This is a genomic window from Streptomyces sp. NPDC058697 (assembly GCF_042715345.1).
Lineage (GTDB): Bacteria > Actinomycetota > Actinomycetes > Streptomycetales > Streptomycetaceae > Streptomyces > Streptomyces liliifuscus.
In genome coordinates this window covers 199,473-219,619 of sequence record NZ_JBHXSU010000001.1, presented here as the reverse complement: position 1 = coordinate 219,619, position 20,147 = coordinate 199,473, and the positions used below count along the sequence as shown (strand labels likewise).

Here is a 20,147-nt window from a genome sequence, read left to right as displayed (position 1 = left end):
TGAGGCATCCGGCCGTCTTCAACTCCCCCAGGCTCAGCTCCCGAGCGTCACACGTCAAGCGATACATGAAAATTCTTTCGTGCTTTTGAACGCGTGAATGGCAGGTCCTATGCTGTGGCGCATGGGTGGAGTACCTGAGACACATTCCGGCTGGACCTTTCTCACCAACCACGCCCGCGTACTGGCTGCCATCGCCGACGATCAGAACACCCGCATCCGGGACATCGCCGCACGCTGCCGGCTCACGGAACGGGCCGTGCAGAAGATCATCGCCGATCTGGAACAGGGTGGTTATCTCACCCACACCAGGCAGGGGCGAACGAACGAGTACCACATCGAGCCGGGGACCATCCTGCGCCACCCGGCCGACGGCGGGCTGCCGGTCGCGGGTCTCCTCTCCGCACTGGCGCAGCACGACGCCGAGCGCGGCACCGGATCTCAGCAGCTGCAGACGGCATCCGTCTCCGAGCAGGGTTCCACCGCCGACGAGTGACGAGTGGCGCCAGGGCCACCCGGACCACCCCAAGATCGACTGGTGAGGCCGGGCGCTCAGGACTACCGTCGGTACAGCGAACGTCGACCTTCACGTCGTCGTACACGCAGGACACATGCCATGACGGGCGCTCAGACGACACCCTCGGAATCTGCCAAGTCCCCGGAGCGGGGCCGAGGCAGGGGGATCGCACTTCTCGTCATCGCCTCCTGCCAGCTGATGGTGGTCCTCGACATCACCATCGTGAACATCGCTCTCCCGCACATCCAGAGCTCGCTCGGCTTCTCTACCGAGAGCCTGTCCTGGGTGATCAACGCCTACACGCTGACCTTCGGCGGTCTGCTCCTGCTCGGCGGGCGGTTGGGCGACATCCTCGGCCGTCGCCGCGTCTTCATGTTCGGCGTCCTGCTCTTCGTGCTCGCCTCCCTGCTCGGCGGACTCTCGCAGGAGTCCTGGCAGTTGCTCGCGGCGCGCGCGCTGCAGGGCGTCGGCGGCGCCATCGCGTCCCCGACGGCCCTCTCGCTGATCACCACGACGTTCGAGGAAGGGCCCGAGCGGAACAGGGCGTTCGGCGTGTTCGCCGCGGTCTCGGCCGGCGGCAGCGCGATCGGCCTGCTGGCGGGCGGACTGCTCGTGGAGTGGCTCGACTGGCGCTGGGTCCTCTTCGTCAACGTGCCCATCGGCCTGCTGATCGTGCTGGCGACGCCCCGCTACATCCGGGAGTCCGAGCGCCATCCGGGCCACTTCGACATCCTCGGCGCGCTCACCTCCACCGCCGGCATGGTGATGCTCGTCTACGGCTTCATCCGCGCCTCGGAGGACGGCTGGAGCGACGGTCTGACCCTGGCGGCCTTCGCGGCGGCGGTCGTGCTCCTCGCCGCGTTCATCGCCGTCGAGCGCCGGTCGAAGCAGCCCATCACGCCCCTGTGGATGTTCCGCGACCGCAACCGGGCAGGCGTCTACGCGATCATGCTCAGCCTGGCCGCGGCGATGTTCGGGATGTTCTTCTTCCTGACGCTCTTCGTGCAGAACATCCTGGGCTTCAGCCCGCTGGAGGCCGGTCTCGCCTTCCTGCCGGTGAGCGCGATCATCGCCATCGGCGCGGGGTGCGCCTCGCAGCTGCTGCCCAGGTGGGGGCCCAAGCCCTTCATGACGGTCGGCGCGGTCCTGTCCGCCATCGGACTGGGCTGGCTGACCCTGACCGACGTCGACAGCACCTACGCGGGCAGCATCCTAGGTCCCATGCTGGTCTTCGGCTTCGGTATGGGTCTCAACTTCGTGGCCCTGACGCTGATGGCCGTGTCGGGAGTGGAGTCGCAGGACGCGGGCGCGGCCTCCGGGATCCTCAACGCCACCCAACAGGTGGGCGGTTCGCTCGGCCTGTCGGTGCTGGTGACCGTCTTCGGCACGGCCAGCCGCAACGAAGCCACCGATCAGGTCCGCGACTTCATGGCGGAGGCGACCCCGGCCCAGCGCCTCGAGTTCCGCAGAACCGGGGAACTCCCGCCACCCTGGAGCGACCAGGTGCTGACCTCGGGCATTTCGAGCGCGTTCATCGTCGCGGCGATCATCGCCGTCGTGGGCGCCCTGGTCGCCCTGATCGTCATTCAGGTACGCCCCGACGACCTGGAGCGCCTCCAGGGAAACGGTGCCATGGCGCCCGTGGCGTCAGGGGACGTTCCGCAGGCCGGGGACGTACAGGAGAGCCAGGCCGACGCGAGCAGGCCGCCTTCGGACCCGTCGGAGTCCCGCGAGGATCCTCCCCCGCACGGCTGAGCCTCAGGGCAGCGGCTGTTCGGTCCAGATGACCTTTCCTGCCGGGGTGTAGCGCGTGCCCCAGCGTTCGGAGAGCTGGGCGACCAGGAACAGGCCGCGACCGCCCTCGTCCGTGCTGGCCGCGTACCGCAGATGCGGTGAGGTGTTGCTGCCGTCGAAGACCTCGCAGATCAGGCTGCGGTCGCGCAGCATGCGGACCTGGATGGGACCGGTGCCGTACCGGATCGCGTTGGTGACCAGCTCGCTGAGCATCAGCTCGGTGGCGAACGCCAGGTCGTCCAGCCCCCACTCCGTGAGCTGCCGGGTGACCGACGCGCGCACCTCGCCGACGGCGGCCGGGTCGGACGGCACCTGCCACTCGGCGATGCGGTCGGCTCCCAGGGCACGGGTGCCGGCGACGATCAGGGCGATGTCGTCGCCGGGCCGGTCGGGGAGGAGGGCGTTGAGGACGCCCTGGCAGATGTCCCCGGGCGACCGGTCGGCGCCGGCCAGCGCGGTACGCAGCAGTTCGAGGCCGACGTCGATGTCCCGCTCCCGGTCCTCGACGAGCCCGTCCGTGTAGAGAACCAGACGACTGCCCTCCTCCAGCGTCAGTTCGGCCGTCTCGAACGGGAGACCGCCGAGACCGAGCGGCGGACCCGCGGGCACCTCGGGGAACTCCACGCTGCCGTCGGGGCTGACGACGGCCGGCGGTGGATGGCCCGCCCGGGCGACGGTGCATTTGCGGGAGGTCGGGTCGTAGACGGCGTACAGACAGGTGGCGCCGGTGATCGCGGCACCGCTGTCCTCGGCGGCCTCGTCCTGGTCGATGCGGCCGACCAGCTCGTCGAGGAGTCCGAGCAGCTCGTCGGGCGCCAGGTCGAGCGCGGAGAAGTTGTGCACGGCGGTCCGCAGCCGCCCCATCGTCGCCGCGGCGTGCAGCCCGTGGCCGACGACATCGCCCACGACGACCGCTACCCGGGCACCGGACAGCGGCAGTACGTCGAACCAGTCGCCGCCCACCCCCGCCTGCGCGGGCAAATAGCGGTAGGCGATGTCCAGGGCGCTCTGCTCGGGCAGATTGCGGGGCAGCAGACTGCGCTGCAGCGTCACGGCCATGGTGTGCTCGCGCGTGTAGCGGCGCGCGTTGTCGATGGAGACCGCGGCACGGGCGACCAGCTCCTCGGCGAGGGCCAGCTCCTCCTCGTCGAACGGCTCGGGCTTCTCCGAGCGCCAGAAGTTGACCACGCCCATCACCAGGTGTCCGACCCGCACCGGAACGATGATCAGCGAGTGGATCCCGTACTCCACGACCTGCGCGGTGCGCTCCAGATCCTGCGCGAGCCATCCCGGAGCCTCCCGGAGGCTGGGCTCGACCACGGCCTGGCCGGTGCCGATGCTGCGGGCCTGCGGCGTGGACGCCACGAACCGGATCCGCTCGCCCACCGGATAGAGAGGAGCGTCCTTGCGGATACCGCTGAACGCCGTACGGCGCAGATCGGTGCCCGCCTCCGGCTCCTCGCCGCTCAGCACGGCGTCGGCCAGGTCCACGGTGACGTAGTCCGCGAACCGAGGCACCGCCACCTCGGCCAGTTCCTCGGCGGTACGGGTCACGTCCAGGCCCGTACCGATGCCCACCCCGGCGTCGTACAGGAGCTTGAGGTGCTCCCGGGCCACTTCGGCCTTTCCGGACAGGGCGCGCAGCTCGGTGGAGTCGCGGAGTGTCGCGACGCTGCCGGCCGGGCCGCCCTTGAGGTCTGTGGGCCGCTGGTTGATCGCCAGCAGCCGGTCGCCGACCAGATGCACCTCGTCCGTCACGACGCGCCCCGAGGCCAGCAGACCGGCCGTGTCCGTGTCGAGGCCGAGTTCCAGCACATGCCGTCCCTCGGCGTCCCGGGGAAGATCCAGCAGCCGGTGCGCCTCGTCGTTGGCGAGCAGCAGCCGCCCCTCGCCGCTGGCGATCATCACGCCTTCGCGGACCGCGTGCAGCACCGCGTCGTGGTGCTCGTACATCCGGGTCATCTCGAACGGGCCGAGCCCGTGTGTCTGGCGCAGCAGCCGTCGGCTCACCAGTGCTGTCCCGCCCAGGGCCAGGGCGAGTGCCGCGGCCGCGGCGGTCAGCAGGAGCGGGAGCTGCCGGTCCGCGACACCGCCGACGTTCTCGGTCGTGATGCCCGCCGACACCAGGCCCACGACCTCGCCGTCGTCCGACTTGACGGGAACCACGGCCTGCACCAGCGGCCCGATGGTTCCCGTGATCTCCTCGGTGAAGGAGCGGCCCTCCAGGGCCGGTTCGAGGGTCCCGACGAACTTCTTGCCGATCCGGTCGGGCTTGGGGTGGGTGTAGCGGACCCCGTCGGTGTTCATCACCACGATGAAGTCCACCTTGGACTGCTCACGGGCCGCCTCGGCCCGCGGCTGAAGCACCGCGGTGGGATCGGAGGCACTCAGGGCGTCGCGGGTGCCGGGAGCGTTGGCGAAGGTCTCCGCGACGGCCAGGGAACGGTTCGTGGCCTCCTGGGTGCTGTCGTGCCGCACCTGCAGCACCAGGGCCACCACCGCGGCCACGACCAGCAGCAGCACGATCACCACTTGCAGGACGAACACCTGGCCCGCGACACTGCGCCCGCCCAGCGCCGACCTCAGCCCCGCCGAGGGCCCGTGCCCGCCGTCGTGGGCCCCCCGAGGATCGACTGGATGGCGCGGCGTCTGCCGTGCCCGCCGCGCATGCGCTCGGCGAGGCCGGTCACGCCTGCGCCGCGCACGCAGGCCATTGAGGCGGGGGGTCGACCGAGCCCAGGATCGACCCAAGAGTCGCACCATAAGCCCATGTCTACACTGCCGGGCGCCATGAGGCGAGAGGGTCGTGCCCCGGGAGGGGCCGACGGCCCGGGCCGAGTGGCCCAGACCAATGGCGGAAGGAGGGCCTCAGGTCCGTGGGGCGGCCCGGCTCAGGCAGGTGGGGCGGTACGTGGTGACCGCTGTCCGGTGCCGATGATCGCGGGCCGTCCGATGCTGCCGTGGGCACGATCTCGCCGCATCATGGAGAGGGGTTCCATTTGCGCGCATTTGTTCCTCAAGTGCGGGAGGCCGTCATGCACACCCCGGACCGGTACCGGCTGACCTTCACCCATGAGGGATCGGGCGTCGGCGCGACCACGGACAAGGTGGTCGTCGAAAGGACCGACACCCTGGGACCGGGCGGGAACCCGGTCTACTGCGATCCCACCGGCATCCTCCGTGCCGAGATCAGCCCGGCGGGGGAGGTGCGGATGCTGGCCAGCGGCGGCTACCAGTCGCCCCTTCCGCCCTCCGCCGAACCGCTCCGGCAGCCCTAGGAGAGTTCAGGGAACCCCCCAGGAGGTTCCTGCTTTTGGGTCCTGGGCGAGTGTTAGACGAGGAGCAAAGCGGCGGCGCTGCTGGCGCCGAGAGAGGCGCCGGCCACCGTCTGCGCGGTGGAGTGGTAGCCGAGCGCGACCCGTGACCAGCACACTCCGACCACGAGGACGTACGCGGCGAGCCACCACACGGTGTGCGTGGCGGCGAGCATCGCCACGACCCCGGAGGCGACGGCGGAGTCCACGCTGATCTTCCACGCCGTGTTCACGGCGAGCAGCACGACCGTCGTGACCCACAGGCCGAGCATCGCGACCAGGATCCCCGTGGGCGCCCCGCCGAGAAGCATGACCAGGGTCCCGAGCCCGAGGGAGCCGAGGATCACGAAGAAGATCGGCGCCCGCTGTGTACGGTCCACCACGTGCCGGTCGCCCCAGGTGCCGCGCCCGCGCTCCCACTGGATGTACGCGGCCGGCACGATCCCCGCGCACAGGGCGCCGAGCAGGCCCCACGGAACGCCGGTCCAGTCACCCGCGGCGGCGGCCCCGATCCCGGTCATTCCGCCGACCAGGACATTGCGGGACTGAAGGACGTCGGTCACGACACGGGCGGTTCTCATGCACTCGGCTCACGGGTTCCGGGGTGGGTGGCGGCGGGTGATCGGGCAGTGGCCCAGCATGTCATGTACGGCACGGGCGACGGCGTACGTCACATGGCGCGACGCGCCTGGCCGAAAGAACCGTTGGTCCCGTGCCGAGTCCCGGTTGGCGTGCTTTCAACGGATCATCAGGGGGAAACGGCATGTCAGCAGGGCCTGTTGTCGATCTGCAGCGACTCGGTGGGTACTTCACCCGCGACCCCTCTCCCGTCCACGCCGAACTCCGTGCGGGAACATCGGCCAGATCGTCAACGCGGACCGACTGGCGCTGGAGGACGTCGAGATGGGCGGGGTGGCCATCCCGGCCGGCTCCACCGTCCTGATCGCCATGGCCGGTGCCGACCGTGATCCGGAGCGCTTCCGGCAGGCCGACCGGTTCGACATCCGCCGGGACTTCCGCGGCCACATCGCCTTCGGCCACGGCCTGCACTACTGCCTGGGCGCCCCGCCGGCCCGGCTGGAGGGCCACATCGCGATCCGCGGCCTCCTGGAGCGCTGCCCGGACCTGAGGCTGGACGCCGACGGGACCGAACTGCCGTGGATGTGGGGGCTGTTGATCAGGGGTGCCCGCGAACTTCCCTTGCACTGGTGGCCGTCGGCGGGCCGGCCCTTGCTGGTTACCGGCAGTAACCGGACCGCTGTCGCCGGACCTCGGCCGCCACCAGTGCGTACGCGGTGGCAATTCCTCATCGACAACACGACCATGCGGCGCCCGGCAGGCCTGTCTGCCGGGCGCCGCAAGGTGTTTTCGGGTCGGTGCCCGCTCCGTGGCGACGAAGGCGGCACAGACGCGCCGCGCGCTCGCTGCCCCTCTCTGGGGTAAGGTCCTCGTCACTTCGGAGGCGCCCGTATCTCTCCGTCACATTGTCCGGCCGTGTACACCTGCCGGACGAGGAGGGCGTACGCGGACGAGGAGCAAGAAGCCGTATGGCGCCCTCGGGTGGGCTGGTTCATGAGAGGTTTCTATGAATCCGCGGGACGTTTGAACACTCGGGGCCTCCCCTCCGTATAGGGCGGGGGATTGCCATGCCGGCTCCGGCCAACAGAAGCGTAGGAGTAGATCCTTGGGACGCAACACGCGCAGACGCCCAACAGGCGCACGACGCGCGACCATTGGGGCGGTCGCGCTGATGCTGGGGGGAGGTGGGCTGGTAGCGGCGAACGTCTACGCGACGGCCTCCGAGAGTGGTCAGAGCCAGGCCGGTCAGGTCCTGGCCTCGGGCGCCGCCACGATCGACTGCCCGGACGTGGGCAGCCAGCTGACGGCGGTGCCGGACGAGGCGAAGGCCGAGGTCGACAAGGAACTTGCCCTCCTCGACAAGCAGATCGCCGAGGCCTACCAGCGGTTGCAGCAGTCGACGCAGGCCATCCAGCAGGACGGTGCCTTCGCCGAGAACTCGATCATGAACCCGCTGAAGGAGAAGCGAGCCGCGACCATCGAGCGGATCGCGATAGCCGTCGACCGGGTGGGAGACCGACCGCAGGGCCTTGAGTCCTTCGCGGCCTGCATACTTCGCGCCTCGGGCAACCAGGGCGAACAGGGTGGCGACGGACAGAACGGCGACCAGGGCGGCGAAGACCAGCAGGACGGCGCCGACCAGGACGGTCAGGGCCAGGACGGTCAGAACCAGGGCGAAGGCCAGGACAACGGCCAGAACCAGGACAACGGCCAGGGCCAGGGCGACGAGCAGGGCGGTCAGCAGGGCGGCAACGGCGGCCAGGCCGGCAACGGACCTGTGGCCGCCGACTTCGTGGACATCAAGTCGGTCCAGCCCAACGTGCAGAGCCCGCGCAAGCAGGGCAACGCCTCCCGCGGCACCTTCAGCACCTCCTGCGGTGTGAACGCGAACGGCCTGTTCAATTCCGACAACGTGATCGTGGCCCCCGGTGTCACCAACGGCGCCCACCACTTCCACGACTACGTCGGCAACCAGGACAACAACGCCTTCGCGAGCGACCAGGACCTGGCCAACGGCGACACGTCCTGCGAGAACAAGGACGACAAGTCCTCGTACTTCTGGCCCGTGATCCGTCTGCAGAACGGCGCCCAGGAGCAGGACGCGGGTTCGCCCGGCGGCGGCATCGAGGGCAACGCCGGTGAGATCGTCACGCCCAAGCAGGTGACCATGACCTTCGTGGGCAACCCGCAGAGCAAGGTCACCGAGATGCCGAAGCTGCTGCGCATCATCACCGGTGACGCCAAGGCGTTCGTGAACGGCACCGCCAACGCCAACGCCTCATGGAGCTGCACCGGGTTCGAGGACCGGCAGCTGAAGGACAAGTACCCGCTCTGCCCCCAGGGCAGTGACGTGGTCCGCACCTTCAAGTTCCAGAGCTGCTGGGACGGCAACAACATCGACAGCGCCAACCACCGCACCCACGTGGCCTTCGCCGACGCCAACGGCGTCTGCGGGAACGGCTTCAAGGCCATCCCGCAGCTCGTCCAGCGGATCGTCTACGACATCGACGCGCCCAGCCTGAACGACGGCGGCAAGACGACCCCGCTGTTCGCGGTCGACTCCTTCCCGGAGCAGCTGCACAAGCCGGTCACCGACCACGGCGACTTCATCAACGTCTTCGACGAGGACCTGATGGGGGAGATGGTGGACTGCATCAACGGAGGCCGGAAGTGCGACGCCGCCGACGGTGCGGGTGACGGCGCCGGTGGCGGCGCGGGCGAGGAGCCGGGCAACTCTCCGTCGCCGACGCCCGAGAACCCGCCCGGCGGGAACAACGGGGACGACGACCCCGCGGACAACGGCAACGGGAACGGCGGCGACAACGGCAACGGTGGCGAGAACACGCCGTCGCCCACGGCCACCGCCCCGTCCGGTGGGAACAACCAGGACGAGGAGCCGGCCGACAACGGCGCCGAGAACACGCAGAAGCCCTCCACCGACAGCACGCAGGCCCCCGACCCCGCCGACGGCGAGGACAAGGGCAGCGGTGAAGCGGTGCCCAAGACCGAATCGTCCCCGTCGGCCGTCCAGAGCGACGCGGCCGCGGCGACGGGTGGCGACGACAACGACCTCGGCGGCGCCGTACCGGGCCCCGAACCGTCGGGCGCCTCGGTGCTCGAACCGCAGGCGACCTCGGGCGGACTCGCCGACACCGGGACGCAGTTGTGGCCGGCCGCGGCCGGAGCGCTCCTCCTGCTCGCAGGGTTCGTACTGCTCCGCCGTATCAACAGCAGGCAGACGTGACGCGGTAGCGCCACAACGAGACAGAGCTGGGTAACGCCGTAGCGCAGTAGCGGTATCGAGGAGCCGGCCGGGGAAACCCGGCCGGCTCCTCACTTGTGTGCGCGACGGCTACCGCGACACCTCGTCCGGACCCGTGCCGAGAACCTCGGCGATGAAGCTCGCCAGCTGCTTCCGCATTTCATCCCGGGCTACGCCCTTCTGACCGGCCAGATGCTCGACGAGGTCGGCCCGGACCGTGGCGAGCAGGGCGTGCGCGGTGAAGCCGCTGTTGGTGAGGCCGGGAATCTGCTCCAGCGCGCACCGGAGCAGGCTGTGCCAACGCTCGTAGTGCTCCGCCTGGTAGGGGCTGTCGCTGCCGGTCGCCTCCAGGGCCAGGGCGAGATGGCGGTTGTCGAGCTTGAAGCACAGGAGCGCGTCGAGCAGGGCGGGTACGCGATCGAGCGGCGGAGCGTCGGGCCCCAGCGGCGGTGGGCCCTCCTCGACCGCACTCCTGACCGGTTCGAGTCGCGTCGCGTACAGCGCCCGGATCAGTCCGGTGCGGTCGCCGAAGGCCCGGAAGAGCGTCCCCTTGCCCACGCCGGCCGCCGTCGCGATGTCGGCCATGGTGACGTCGTCGGGGCTCTCGCACTTGGTGAAGAGCGTGTCGGCGGCCGCGAGTACGGCAGCCCGGTTACGGGCCGCGTCCTTGCGTGGTCTGCGCTCGGTCATGCTGCTCCTCCAGTTGCAAAGCGGACCCAGGGTCCGTATCGTCAATTGAAACGGACCGGTGGTCCGTATCGTACTGGACGGAGAAACGCATGCCCGCGAACACCTCACTGGCAGACACCTCACCGGAAGAGCTGTACCGCCACAGCCTGCGGCTGCTGCTGGACAAGGACATCGCCGCCTGGGTCGACCTGTGGGCCGAGGACGGCGTCATCGAATTCCCCTTCGCGCCCCAGGGCTGGCCCGGGCGGCTGGAGGGCAAGGAGGCCATCGCCGCCTACATGCGCCACTATCCCGACCACATCGACCTGCACGACTTCCCCGACCTGCGGATTCACCGGACCACTGAGTCGGACGTCATCGTGGTGGAGATGCGCGCCGTGGGCCGCCTCGTGGAGACCGACAGTCCCTACGACATGACCTACATCGCCGTCGTGACCGTCCGGGACGGCCTCATCTCCTCCTACCGCGACTACTGGAACCCGCTCGTCGTTCAGGAACCCGGCGTCGACTTCACCGCGAGCGGCACCCGATGAGCATCACCGGCACCACTCTGGTCATCGGTGCCACCGGCACGACCGGTAGCCGTGCCGCCGCGCGACTGATCGCCGCCGGCCACCGGGTGAAGGCCGCCAGTCGTCGCGCGACCCCGGTGCCCGGCGCGGAACCGGTCCGCTTCGACTGGGGCGATCCCGGGACCCACGCCGACGCCCTCGAAGGAGTCGACCGCGTCTATCTCATCCCGCCCCTGGGCGACTCCGACCCGGCCTCGGTCATGCTGCCCTTCCTGCGGCAGGCCCGCGCCGCCGGGGTGCGCCGCGCGGTGCTCCTCAGTTCCTCGGCCATATCCGAGGGCGGACCGGCGGTGGGAATGGTTCATCAGGCCCTGCCCGGTCTGTTCGACGAGTGGGCGGTGCTGCGGCCCTCGTGGTTCATGCAGAACTTCACCGGCGCGCACGCCCACGCTGAAACCATTCGCGAGGCCGGTGCCATCCTCACCGCGGCAGGCGCCGGCCGTGTCGGCTTCGTGGACGCCGACGACATCGCCGCCGTCGCCGTGCGCGCCCTCACCGACGACCGCGCCCCCAACGCCGATCTGGTCCTGACCGGGCCGGAGGCGCTCAGCTACGACGACATCGCCGCGATTGTCACGGAGGTCACCGGTCGACCCGTGGTCCACCATCGGCTGACCCATGAACAACTGCGCGACCGGCTCGCGGCGTTCATGCCGCTGGAGTTCGCCACGCTGCTGGCCGACATGGACCGCGCCATCGCCGATGGAGCCGAGGACCGCACCACTGGCACGGTCCAGCTCCTCACCGGCCGCCCGCCGAACGGCTTCCGCGCGGTCGCCGAACGCGAGTTGAAGGATCCGGTCCCCTCGTAGGGGACGGTACGCACCTGTGTTCGCCGGACACCGGGTCGGCCCGGCGCCCGACGAACCGCGTGCTGTCAGCCGTGGTAGCCGATGTAGCCGTTGCCGTCCCGGTCGTTGTCCCTCTTCGTGTAGCTGTGCACGTCCGCACGGCTGCCGGAGGGCTTGTAGAGGTAGATGGTGTCGGCGTCGTTGTTCCACATGAAGTTGCAGTTGTCGCGGTAGACGACGTTGTTGGCATCGGAGTCGTTGCCGTTGCCGCCGCGCAACTTCACAAAGTCACCGGGCTGGACATAGTGGTTCGCGGTGAAGGCGAAACGGTTGCCGGTCTTGTCCTTGACGACATAGCCCTTGAGATTGACAGTCGCCGAGGACGAGTAGTTCTTGATGGTCAGGTATTCCTGGTGCGTGTTGCCGGTGGTGCATCTGTTGGAGTCGCTGCCGGGTGCGTCGTACTGGACGCCCCGGACCTTCAACGCCGATGTGTACTCGGCCGCCTGGGCCGGGGCGGCAACGAGAACCGCCAGCGCACCGGCTGTGAAGGACACGGCTATGACAGGGTGCTTTCGCATGGGAATCCCCCTCCAGATCGCTATGAGGCACTGGAGCCTAGCCATGCCGTGAACGAAGTGTGTCTGGTTGGGAGTTATTGCGTCTTCCGTCATGAAAACGTGATAGTGGCCCGAAAGGTCAGGGCTGGGCCGAGCGCCCCGTCCAGGGCGGAAATCCGTTGAAACCTGTCGCCAATGCCCCTGTGGGGTGAATGCCCGCGCTCCTAGCGTGATGAACCGTCCCGCGTACGTCCGGCGGCACGTTCACACTCCAGGAAAGAGCACAGGCATGCAGTACTTCCTGCCGATCGTCATCGGCGTCGTCTACGCGCTGCTGATGTCCCTCATCCGCGAACCGCACCGGAGGCGCTTCAACGCCATCATGGTCGCGGGGGCGGGTGCCGCGTACCTCAGCGGCGGCGGGATGGGCGGCTGGGAGTTCGCGTTCACGGCGGTCGTGGCCTATGTCGCGTACCGCGGCCTGGACTCGTGGACGTTCATCGGTGTCGGCTGGCTGCTGCACACCGCGTGGGACGTCGTCCACCACGTCAAGGGCAACCCCCTCATCCCCTTCGCCCACGACTCGTCGCTGGGCTGCGCGATCTGCGACCCCGTCATCGCGCTGTGGTGCTTCATGGGAGGCCTGTCACCGCGTGAACTCCTGCGGAAGGTGCGGTCCGGGAAGACCCGGGACCACGACGCGAACGTCCCGGCCGACCCGCACTCGCGTGCAGGGCAGCCGGGACGGGCGGTGCCGCGGGATCAGACCGCCGGGGCCGGGTAGGTCGGATACTCCACCCCGGAGACGTGCTGGACGACTCGGATGACCTGGCACGAGTAGCCGAACTCGTTGTCGTACCAGAGGTAGAGGATCGCGTTGTCGCCGTCGACCTTGGTGGCGCCGGCGTCGACGATCGAGGCGTGGCGCGAGCCGATGAAGTCGTTGGAGACCGCGTCCGGGGCGCTGGTGAAGTCGATCTGGCGCTTGAGCGGTGAGGTCAGCGACACATTGCGGAGATAGTCGAGGACCTCGTCGCGGGTGGTCTCGCGCCCGAGCCGCAGGCTGAGGATCGCGATCGAGACGTCCGGCACGGGCACCCGGATCGAACTGCCCGTGATCGGCGCCTTGAGGTCGGGCAGCGCCTTGGCGACGGCGGAGGCGGCACCCGTCTCGGTGATGACCATGTTGAGCGGCGCGGAGCGGCCGCGGCGGTCGGCCTTGTGGTAATTGTCCAGCAGGTTCTGGTCGTTGGTGAACGAGTGGACGGTCTCCACATGGCCGCGCACCACGCCGTACTCGTCCGCCATCGCCTTCAGTGGCGGGACGATCGCGTTGGTGGTGCAGGAGGCGCAGGACAGGATCTGCTCGTCCGGCTTGATCGTGTCGTGGTTGACGCCGTGCACGATGTTCGGGACATCGCCCTTGCCGGGCGCGGTCAGGACGACCTTGTCGATACCCGGGCGCAGGTGCCCCGACAGGCCCTCGCGGTCGCGCCACTTGCCGGTGTTGTCGATGAGGATGGCGTCCCTGATGCCGTACGCCGTGTAGTCGACCTCCGACGGGTCGCTCGCGTAGATCACCTTGATCTCGTTGCCGTTGGCGATGATCGTGCTGTTCGCCTCGTCGACGGTGATCGTGCCCTGGAACTGGCCGTGGATGGAGTCGCGGCGCAGCAGCGAGGCGCGCTTCACGATGTCCTGCTCGCCGCCCCGGCGGACAACGACCGCGCGCAGGCGCAGGCCGTTCCCGGAGCCGGTCTTCTCGATGAGCAGCCGGGCCACGAGACGGCCGATGCGGCCGAAGCCGTAGAGCACGACATCGCGCGGCTCGCGGCGCTCGATCTTGTTGGCGCCCGTGGCGCCGGCGACGGACTCGGCGGTGAACTCGCGCACCGACAGACCGCGGTCGTCGGCCTTGTACGTCGCCGCGAGCATGCCGAGGTCGATCTGCGAAGGCCCGAGATCGAGTTCGGTGAGGGTCTCCAGGAACGGCAGCGTCTCGGTGACCGAGAGCTCCTCGCCAGCTATCTGCCGGGCGAATCGGTGGGTCTTGAGGATGCTGACCACCGACTTGTTCACCAGGGAGCGGCTGTGCAGCAGGACCGTGACGTCCCGCTCCCGGTGCAGCTTCCCGATGAGCGGGATCATCGACTCCGCGATCTCCTCGCGGGTCTTCCAGTTGGTGAACGAGTCGTCATTGACAGTCACAGGTTTATCTTTCGAGCTAGGCGGTGCTCATATGCTAAACCGCCGCCTTTTCGATCATGTCAGCGGCATCGTCAGCGGCAGTGCCGGCGGCATCGGTCGAGCGGATGGCGCACTCGCTCGCGGTGGCCGGACGGCGGCGCTCAGCGTCCCGGTGCGGCCGGTCCGGAAGCGGCCGGTCCGGATCCCGCCGGTCCGGGCGCTCCCACCCGCAGCCCGTCCATGACCAGGTCCAGGAGCCTGGTGGCGCGGGGCTGCCAGTCGCCGGCGGGGTCGATCAGCCAGAGACCGCCGATGGCGAGGATGAAGTCGTCCGCGGTGACGCCCGGGCGGATGGTGCCGGCCTCCTCGTTGGCGCGGAGGAGGAGTTCGGCCGCGGCGGACACCGGGGCGTGCCCCGGCTTCGCCAGATTCGCCGGGCCGCTGGTCGCCTGCTGGATCGCGTTCGCGATGCCGGCCTTGGCCATGCCGAACCGGGCGAGTCGGTCCATCCACTCGCGCAGGGCCTGCTCGGGTTCCCGCGTCTCGAGCAGTTCGGCGGCGCTTTCGGCGACCTGCTGTATCTCGTGGCGGTAGATCTCCAGGACGAGGGTCTCCCGATTGGGGAAGTTCCGGTAGAACGTGCCCTGCCCGACGCCCGCCTTCCTGGCGATCACGCTGAGCGGGGTGTCCGCGGAGTTCGTCAGCTCGACCAGGGCCACCTTCAGGATGCGTTCGCGATTCCGCTGTGCGTCCGAGCGCTGGGGCCCGTCCTTCTTCGGCTGCACTCGTCCTCCTCGCGGGTCCGTGTCCGAATCCCGACCTTGCCCAACCGGACAACTGTCCGTTACGTTTCCTGTGAGCGGACAACTGTCCGGTTGAGCCCACTCTAGCGCTGGGCACGGCCGGCGTGGGCGCCCGTGACCGTTGTCACCGGCGTTCCCTCTCTGAAGCTTCTGCCCGCCGGACCGTTCTTCGGAAGCGCTCCGGACACGCGAAAGAAGGCTGATCATGGCCCCAGCCACCCCCTCGACGTACAGCGCCATCAGTCTGAACATCAACGGCGAGAAACGCACGCTCTCCGTCGACCACCGCACCACCCTGCTCGACGCCCTGCGTGAGCGCCTCGACATGACCGGCACCAAGAAGGGCTGTGACCAGGGCCAGTGCGGTGCGTGCACCGTTCTGCTCGACGGCCGCCGGGCCGTGTCCTGTCTGCAGCTCGCGGTGGCGGCCGAGGGGCGTGAGATCACCACCATCGAAGGCATGGCCGCGGGCGATCAACTCCACCCTGTGCAGCAGGCGTTCCTCGACCTCGACGGCTACCAGTGCGGCTACTGCACGCCCGGCCAGATCTGTTCGGCGGTCGCAGTGATCGAGGAGCACGCGGCGGGCTGGCCGAGCGCCGTCACCGACGACGTCCGGCCCGAAGCCGCACCACCACCGCTGAGCGCCGACGAGATCCGCGAGCGGATGAGCGGCAACCTGTGCCGCTGCGGCGCGTACGTGTCGATCGTCGAGGCCGTCGCCAGGGCGGCCGCAGAGACGCAGACCGTGACGTCCGCGGACCTCCCGCAGACCGAGGAGGCGGCGGCATGAGGGAGTTCGGATACCAGCGGGTGTTCGACGTCTCCGGCGCGGTCGCGCTGCTCGACGCCGATCCCGACGCCCGCTTCCTGGGCGGCGGCACCAATCTCGTCGACCTGATGAAGACCGGCGTCGAGCGGCCCGCCCAGCTCGTCGACGTCCGCGAACTCCCGCTGGACACCATCGAGTTGACGCGAGACGGCAGCCTGCGCATCGGCGCGACCGTCACCAACAGCGACCTCGCCGCGCACCCCGAAGTCCGGCGTCGCTACCCGGCGTTGGCCCAGGCGGTGCTGGCCGGCGCCTCCGGGCAGCTGCGTAACATGGCCACCGTCGGCGGGAACCTGCTCCAGCGCACCCGCTGCGGCTACTTCGCCGACGTCACCAAGCCCTGCAACAAGCGCGTCCCGGGCAGTGGTTGCCCCGCCATCAAGGGCGAGCACCACAACCACGCGATCCTCGGCGCCTCCGACCACTGCGTGGCCACCCACCCCTCCGACATGGGCGTGGCACTGACCGCCTTCGACGCCGTCGTGTCGTACGAAACGACCGACGGGCCGGGGGAACTGCCGCTCAGCTGGTTCTACCTGCCGGTGGGAGACACTCCGCACCGCGAGACGGATCTGCCGCCGGGCGCGCTGATCACCCATGTCACGCTGCCGCCCGCCCCGGTCGCCGCCAACTCCCGCTACCGCAAGGTGCGCGAGCGGGCCTCGTACGCCTTCGCGATCGGCTCGATCGCCGCCGCGCTCGACGTCCAGGACGGCGTCGTACGCGATGTGCGTCTCGCCTTCGGGGCGGTCGCGTCCCGGCCGTGGCGGGCCCGCGCGGCCGAAAGGGTGCTGGCCGGGGCACCGGCCGACGCCGAGACGTTCGCCGCCGCCGCGGACGCCGAACTCGCGGCCGCACGGCCGCTGCCGCACAACGGATACAAGGTGACCCTGATGCGCAACCTCGTGGTGGCCGAGCTGACCCGACTCGCCGAGGAGGCCGGCCGATGACCACCGTCACGAGCGGCACCAGGGCCCTGAACGGAGCTGTCGGAACCGCGCACACCCGCGTCGAGGGCCGCGACAAGGTCACCGGAGCGGCCCGCTACGCCGGAGAGGTCCCCTTCGCCGAACTGACCCACGGCTGGCTGGTGTTGTCGACCGTCGCCCGGGGCCGCGTCCGCTCCCTGGACACCGAACCCGTTCTCGGCATGCCGGGCGTACTCACCGTCCTGCACCACGAGAACGCCCCACGGGTCGAGACCGACTACCTGGGGCTGCTCGGGTCCCCGCCGGATCCGACCGTCGCAGTCTTCCAGCACGACCGGGTGCCGCACATGGGCTGGCCGGTCGCCCTGGTCGTCGCCGAGACGTCCGAACAGGCCCGGGAGGCCGCCGAAGCACTGGTGGTGCACTACGAGGAGGAACCGCACGACGTCGACTTCTACGCGGGACACCCGGACGCGTACGCGGCGGAGGGCCATATGCCGGGCGTGACGGCGAAGGGCGACCTGGCGGCCGAACTCGCCGCGTCCGCCGTCGTGGTGGACGAGCGGTACACGACCCCGGAGGAACACCACAACTCGATGGAGCCCCACGCGGCGACGGCCCGCTGGGACGGCGGCCGGCTCGAAGTCGTCGACTCCAACCAGGGCACGACCTGGGTCGCGGGCGAACTGGCGAACCTGTTCTCGCTCGACCCGGCCTCGGTCCGGGTGCGCTCCGAACACGTCGGCGGCGGCTTCGGCAGCAAGGGCGTCCGCCCGCACCAGGTGTCCGCGGTGATGGCCGCGACCCTCCTGCAGCGCCCGGTCCGGGTCGTCATGACCCGCCGTCAGATGTTCTCGCTGGCCGGCTACCGCAGCCCCACCACACAGCACGTCAGGCTCGGCGCCGACGCCGACGGGCGGCTGCGCGCGCTGGATCACGGTTCGCTGAGCCTCACCTCGACCGTGCACGAGTTCATCGAGCCCAGCGCCGGCGTGGCACGGGTGATGTACGACGCCGACGCCCACCACACGGCCAACCGGGTCGTACGGCTCGACGTGCCGACCCCGACCTGGATGCGCGGACCGGGCGAGGCGCCGGGGTCGTTCGCCATCGAGTCGGCGCTCGACGAACTCGCCGAGAGGTGCGGCCTCGACCCGATCGAACTGCGCGTCCGCAACGAACCCGACGTGGGCCCCGTGTCCGGGCTGCCGTTCAGCGGTCGCAACCTCGTCGCCTGCTTCCGCAAGGGCGCGGACAGGTTCGGCTGGGCGGACCGCGATCCGCGGCCCGGACTGCGCCGCGACGGGCGCTGGCTGCTCGGCACCGGCACGGCGGCCGCGTCCTTCCCGGCCGGTGCCGCACCGTCCACGGCGGCCATCACGGCGGAGGCGGACGGAACCTTCACCGTGCGGATCAACGCGACGGACATCGGCACCGGGGCGCGGACCGCGCTCACCCTGATCGCGGCCGATGCGCTGGAAGTGGCACCGGACCACATCCGCGTGCGCCTCGGCGACAGCGACCTCGGACCGGCGATGATCGCGGGTGGCTCGATGGGCACCCGTTCCTGGGCCTGGGCGGTCACGGCCGCGGCCGGTGAACTGCGGGAGCGGCTCGCCCTCACCGACGGCATTCCGCCGGAAGGGATCACTGCGCGGTCGAACACCACCGAGGCCATCGGTGCCCTCGCCCCGAAGGAACGCCACTCCTTCGGAGCCCAGTTCGCCGAGGTCGCCGTGGACGGCACCACCGGCGAGGTACGGGTGCGCCGCATGCTCGGCGTCTTCGCGGCGGGCCGGATCGTCAACCCCCTCACCGCCCGCAACCAGTTCGTCGGCGGTATGACCTGGGGCATCTCCATGGCCTTGCACGAGGAAGCGGTCCGGGACCGGGCCACCGGCGGCCACTACGGCGCCGACCTCGCCGGCTACCACGTCGCCGCGCATGCCGACGTACCGCACATCGAGGCGGACTGGGTGGACGACCCCGACCCGGACGACCCCGTCGGGATCAAGGGCATCGGCGAGGTCGGCATCGTGGGCGCGGCGGCCGCCATCGCCAACGCGGTCTGGCACGCGACCGGCGTACGCCACCGGAACCTGCCCATCCGGCCCGACCGCGTCCTCATGGCGGGCGAGGATGCTTGACATCAGCGAGGAGTTGCACGGCTGGGCGGAGGAGGGCCGGGACTTCGCCGTCGCCACCGTCGTGGCCGTCGGCGGCAGCGCCCCGCGCGGCCCCGGCGCCGCCCTCGCGGTCGACAGCGAGGGCACGGTCATCGGTTCGGTGTCCGGCGGCTGTGTGGAAGGCGCGGTGTACGACCTCTGCCAACAGGCGCTGGCAGACGGCGGGACCGTTCTGGAGCGGTTCGGCTACAGCGACGAGGACGCCTTCGCGGTAGGACTGACCTGCGGCGGGATCATCGACATCCTCGTCACACCGGTACGCGCGACAGCGCCCGCCCGGACGGTGTTCCGGTCGGCGCTGTCGGCCGCCGCCGGGGGTGAGCCGACGGCCTTCGCCCGGGTCGCCCGGGGCCCGGCCGAACTCCTGGGCCAGGCGCTCCTCGTACGGCCCGACGGGTCGTACGAGGGCGGGCTCGGCGGGCACCCCGAGCTGGACCGGACGGCGGCGGCGCAGGCCCGCGCCATGCTCGACAACGGCAGCACCGGCACGATCGAGCTCTCGGCGGACGGTTCGCACTGCCCCGGCGGTGTCACGCTGCTCGTCGAGTCGAGCGTCCCGCCGCCCCGCATGATCGTCTTCGGTGCGATCGACTTCGCGTCCGCGCTGGTCCGCGTCGGCAAGTTCCTCGGCTACCACGTGACCGTCTGCGACGCCCGCCCCGTCTTCGCCACCCGGGCCCGCTTTCCCGACGCCGACGACATCGTCGTCGACTGGCCGCACCGCTACCTGCGGGGCACCACGACGGACTCCCGCACGGTCCTGTGCGTACTCACTCACGACGCCAAGTTCGACGTGCCCCTGCTGACGGAGGCCCTGCGGATGCCGGTCGCGTTCGTGGGCGCGATGGGCTCGCGCCGAACGCACGAGGACCGTGAACGCCGACTGCGTGAAGTGGGCCTGACCGAAAGGGAGTTGGCCCGGCTCAGCTCACCGATCGGGCTGGACCTCGGCGCCCGTACGCCCGAGGAGACGGCCCTGTCCATCGCGGCGGAGATCGTCGCGGCCCGGCGGGGCGGCACGGGTGTCCCGCTGACCGGCTCGGACGCACCGATCCACAGAGAGCCGATCCATGGAGATGGAGAGGGAGAGGGAGAGGGGAGCGAGCGGGGCGCCGCGGTGGCCGCCTGAAGCGC

Annotated in this window: 18 protein-coding genes; 12 read left to right on the top strand and 6 right to left on the bottom strand. The window is 70.0% G+C overall.

Annotated features, from left to right (window positions below; translation table 11 throughout):
* Positions 1 to 121: 121 nt before the first annotated feature.
* Together ACFWXQ_RS00955 and ACFWXQ_RS00950 are read left to right on the top strand one after the other, a co-directional pair.
* Entirely contained in the window at positions 122 to 493 is a 372-nt protein-coding gene (locus ACFWXQ_RS00955; protein ID WP_383943828.1) for a helix-turn-helix transcriptional regulator, read from the top strand.
* Between the two features lie 120 nt (positions 494 to 613).
* Complete coding sequence (locus ACFWXQ_RS00950; RefSeq protein WP_383943831.1) at positions 614 to 2,269, top strand: MFS transporter; 1,656 nt, start codon at positions 614 to 616, stop codon at positions 2,267 to 2,269.
* 3 nt (positions 2,270 to 2,272) lie between these two features.
* Here ACFWXQ_RS00950 and ACFWXQ_RS00945 read toward each other — a convergent pair whose 3' ends face one another.
* On the bottom strand, positions 2,273 to 5,071 hold the full coding sequence (locus ACFWXQ_RS00945; protein ID WP_383943834.1) for a SpoIIE family protein phosphatase: 2,799 nt from the start codon (positions 5,069 to 5,071) through the stop codon (positions 2,273 to 2,275).
* Between the two features lie 272 nt (positions 5,072 to 5,343).
* Between ACFWXQ_RS00945 and ACFWXQ_RS00940 the strand changes: the two genes are divergently transcribed.
* A complete protein-coding gene (locus ACFWXQ_RS00940) occupies positions 5,344 to 5,586 on the top strand; it encodes a DUF6296 family protein (protein WP_200394105.1) in 243 nt (80 codons plus the stop codon).
* A gap of 53 nt (positions 5,587 to 5,639) precedes the next feature.
* Here the strand turns inward: ACFWXQ_RS00940 and ACFWXQ_RS00935 are convergent, their stop codons facing one another.
* Entirely contained in the window at positions 5,640 to 6,203 is a 564-nt protein-coding gene (locus ACFWXQ_RS00935) for a hypothetical protein (protein ID WP_383943837.1), read from the bottom strand.
* On the opposite strand from ACFWXQ_RS00935, the gene ACFWXQ_RS00930 reads away from it, so the two are divergent.
* Positions 6,202 to 7,065: a cytochrome P450 gene (locus ACFWXQ_RS00930; protein WP_386267234.1), complete on the top strand. Its 864-nt coding sequence runs from the start codon at positions 6,202 to 6,204 to the stop codon at positions 7,063 to 7,065. The genes ACFWXQ_RS00935 and ACFWXQ_RS00930 overlap by 2 nt on opposite strands.
* Before the next feature lie 307 nt (positions 7,066 to 7,372).
* On the top strand, positions 7,373 to 9,445 hold the full coding sequence (locus ACFWXQ_RS00925) for a DUF1996 domain-containing protein (protein WP_383954857.1): 2,073 nt from the start codon (positions 7,373 to 7,375) through the stop codon (positions 9,443 to 9,445).
* Between the two features lie 108 nt (positions 9,446 to 9,553).
* On the opposite strand, the gene ACFWXQ_RS00920 is transcribed toward ACFWXQ_RS00925, so the two are convergent.
* Positions 9,554 to 10,153 carry a TetR/AcrR family transcriptional regulator gene (locus tag ACFWXQ_RS00920; RefSeq protein WP_383954855.1) on the bottom strand — a complete coding sequence of 200 codons (600 nt, stop codon included), beginning with the start codon at positions 10,151 to 10,153 and terminating at the stop codon, positions 9,554 to 9,556.
* An 89-nt stretch (positions 10,154 to 10,242) separates the two neighbouring features.
* Between ACFWXQ_RS00920 and ACFWXQ_RS00915 the strand changes: the two genes are divergently transcribed.
* Positions 10,243 to 10,686, top strand: a complete 444-nt coding sequence (locus ACFWXQ_RS00915) for a nuclear transport factor 2 family protein (RefSeq protein WP_383954853.1) — start codon at positions 10,243 to 10,245, stop codon at positions 10,684 to 10,686.
* Positions 10,683 to 11,537 (top strand): NAD(P)H-binding protein, encoded by an 855-nt coding sequence (locus ACFWXQ_RS00910; protein ID WP_383954851.1) that lies wholly within the window; start codon positions 10,683 to 10,685, stop codon positions 11,535 to 11,537. The genes ACFWXQ_RS00915 and ACFWXQ_RS00910 overlap by 4 nt, the downstream gene beginning before the upstream one ends.
* Positions 11,538 to 11,602: 65 nt before the next feature.
* Here ACFWXQ_RS00910 and ACFWXQ_RS00905 read toward each other — a convergent pair whose 3' ends face one another.
* Positions 11,603 to 12,097, bottom strand: a complete 495-nt coding sequence (locus tag ACFWXQ_RS00905) for a lamin tail domain-containing protein (protein WP_383954849.1) — start codon at positions 12,095 to 12,097, stop codon at positions 11,603 to 11,605.
* A 268-nt stretch (positions 12,098 to 12,365) separates the two neighbouring features.
* On the opposite strand from ACFWXQ_RS00905, the gene ACFWXQ_RS00900 reads away from it, so the two are divergent.
* Entirely contained in the window at positions 12,366 to 12,860 is a 495-nt protein-coding gene (locus tag ACFWXQ_RS00900; RefSeq protein ID WP_383954847.1) for a DUF6010 family protein, read from the top strand.
* On the opposite strand, the gene ACFWXQ_RS00895 is transcribed toward ACFWXQ_RS00900, so the two are convergent.
* Both ACFWXQ_RS00895 and ACFWXQ_RS00890 read right to left on the bottom strand, forming a co-directional pair.
* On the bottom strand, positions 12,839 to 14,284 hold the full coding sequence (locus ACFWXQ_RS00895; RefSeq protein ID WP_143641243.1) for a glyceraldehyde-3-phosphate dehydrogenase: 1,446 nt from the start codon (positions 14,282 to 14,284) through the stop codon (positions 12,839 to 12,841). The genes ACFWXQ_RS00900 and ACFWXQ_RS00895 overlap by 22 nt on opposite strands.
* Positions 14,285 to 14,424: 140 nt before the next feature.
* Entirely contained in the window at positions 14,425 to 15,048 is a 624-nt protein-coding gene (locus tag ACFWXQ_RS00890; protein WP_386267230.1) for a TetR/AcrR family transcriptional regulator, read from the bottom strand.
* Between the two features lie 223 nt (positions 15,049 to 15,271).
* Between ACFWXQ_RS00890 and ACFWXQ_RS00885 the strand changes: the two genes are divergently transcribed.
* The 4 genes from ACFWXQ_RS00885 to ACFWXQ_RS00870 are packed head-to-tail and all read left to right on the top strand — an operon-like array spanning position 15,272 to position 20,142.
* The gene (locus tag ACFWXQ_RS00885; RefSeq protein ID WP_383954842.1) at positions 15,272 to 15,859 is read left to right on the top strand and encodes a 2Fe-2S iron-sulfur cluster-binding protein; all 588 of its coding nucleotides are present in this window, start codon (positions 15,272 to 15,274) and stop codon (positions 15,857 to 15,859) included.
* Complete coding sequence (locus ACFWXQ_RS00880) at positions 15,856 to 16,848, top strand: FAD binding domain-containing protein (protein WP_386267228.1); 993 nt, start codon at positions 15,856 to 15,858, stop codon at positions 16,846 to 16,848. The genes ACFWXQ_RS00885 and ACFWXQ_RS00880 overlap by 4 nt, the downstream gene beginning before the upstream one ends.
* A complete protein-coding gene (locus ACFWXQ_RS00875; RefSeq protein WP_383947942.1) occupies positions 16,845 to 18,974 on the top strand; it encodes a xanthine dehydrogenase family protein molybdopterin-binding subunit in 2,130 nt (709 codons plus the stop codon). The genes ACFWXQ_RS00880 and ACFWXQ_RS00875 overlap by 4 nt, the downstream gene beginning before the upstream one ends.
* The gene (locus ACFWXQ_RS00870) at positions 18,967 to 20,142 is read left to right on the top strand and encodes an XdhC family protein (RefSeq protein ID WP_383947945.1); all 1,176 of its coding nucleotides are present in this window, start codon (positions 18,967 to 18,969) and stop codon (positions 20,140 to 20,142) included. The genes ACFWXQ_RS00875 and ACFWXQ_RS00870 overlap by 8 nt, the downstream gene beginning before the upstream one ends.
* Positions 20,143 to 20,147: the final 5 nt, after the last annotated feature.

Excerpts from the sequence above, each read along its gene's own strand:
- ACFWXQ_RS00900 (WP_383954847.1), top strand. The coding sequence starts at position 12,366 with ATGCAGTACTTCCTGCCGATCGTCATCGGCGTCGTCTACGCGCTGCTG.
- ACFWXQ_RS00885 (WP_383954842.1), top strand. The coding sequence starts at position 15,272 with ATGGCCCCAGCCACCCCCTCGACGTACAGCGCCATCAGTCTGAACATC.
- ACFWXQ_RS00935 (WP_383943837.1), bottom strand. The coding sequence starts at position 6,203 with ATGAGAACCGCCCGTGTCGTGACCGACGTCCTTCAGTCCCGCAATGTC.
- ACFWXQ_RS00905 (WP_383954849.1), bottom strand. The coding sequence starts at position 12,097 with ATGCGAAAGCACCCTGTCATAGCCGTGTCCTTCACAGCCGGTGCGCTG.
- ACFWXQ_RS00925 (WP_383954857.1), top strand. The coding sequence starts at position 7,373 with ATGCTGGGGGGAGGTGGGCTGGTAGCGGCGAACGTCTACGCGACGGCC.
- ACFWXQ_RS00870 (WP_383947945.1), top strand. The coding sequence starts at position 18,967 with ATGCTTGACATCAGCGAGGAGTTGCACGGCTGGGCGGAGGAGGGCCGG.
- ACFWXQ_RS00940 (WP_200394105.1), top strand. The coding sequence starts at position 5,344 with ATGCACACCCCGGACCGGTACCGGCTGACCTTCACCCATGAGGGATCG.
- ACFWXQ_RS00930 (WP_386267234.1), top strand. The coding sequence starts at position 6,202 with ATGCACTCGGCTCACGGGTTCCGGGGTGGGTGGCGGCGGGTGATCGGG.
- ACFWXQ_RS00950 (WP_383943831.1), top strand. The coding sequence starts at position 614 with ATGACGGGCGCTCAGACGACACCCTCGGAATCTGCCAAGTCCCCGGAG.
- ACFWXQ_RS00955 (WP_383943828.1), top strand. The coding sequence starts at position 122 with ATGGGTGGAGTACCTGAGACACATTCCGGCTGGACCTTTCTCACCAAC.
- ACFWXQ_RS00875 (WP_383947942.1), top strand. The coding sequence starts at position 16,845 with ATGACCACCGTCACGAGCGGCACCAGGGCCCTGAACGGAGCTGTCGGA.
- ACFWXQ_RS00945 (WP_383943834.1), bottom strand. The coding sequence starts at position 5,071 with ATGGTGCGACTCTTGGGTCGATCCTGGGCTCGGTCGACCCCCCGCCTC.
- ACFWXQ_RS00920 (WP_383954855.1), bottom strand. The coding sequence starts at position 10,153 with ATGACCGAGCGCAGACCACGCAAGGACGCGGCCCGTAACCGGGCTGCC.
- ACFWXQ_RS00915 (WP_383954853.1), top strand. The coding sequence starts at position 10,243 with ATGCCCGCGAACACCTCACTGGCAGACACCTCACCGGAAGAGCTGTAC.
- ACFWXQ_RS00910 (WP_383954851.1), top strand. The coding sequence starts at position 10,683 with ATGAGCATCACCGGCACCACTCTGGTCATCGGTGCCACCGGCACGACC.
- ACFWXQ_RS00880 (WP_386267228.1), top strand. The coding sequence starts at position 15,856 with ATGAGGGAGTTCGGATACCAGCGGGTGTTCGACGTCTCCGGCGCGGTC.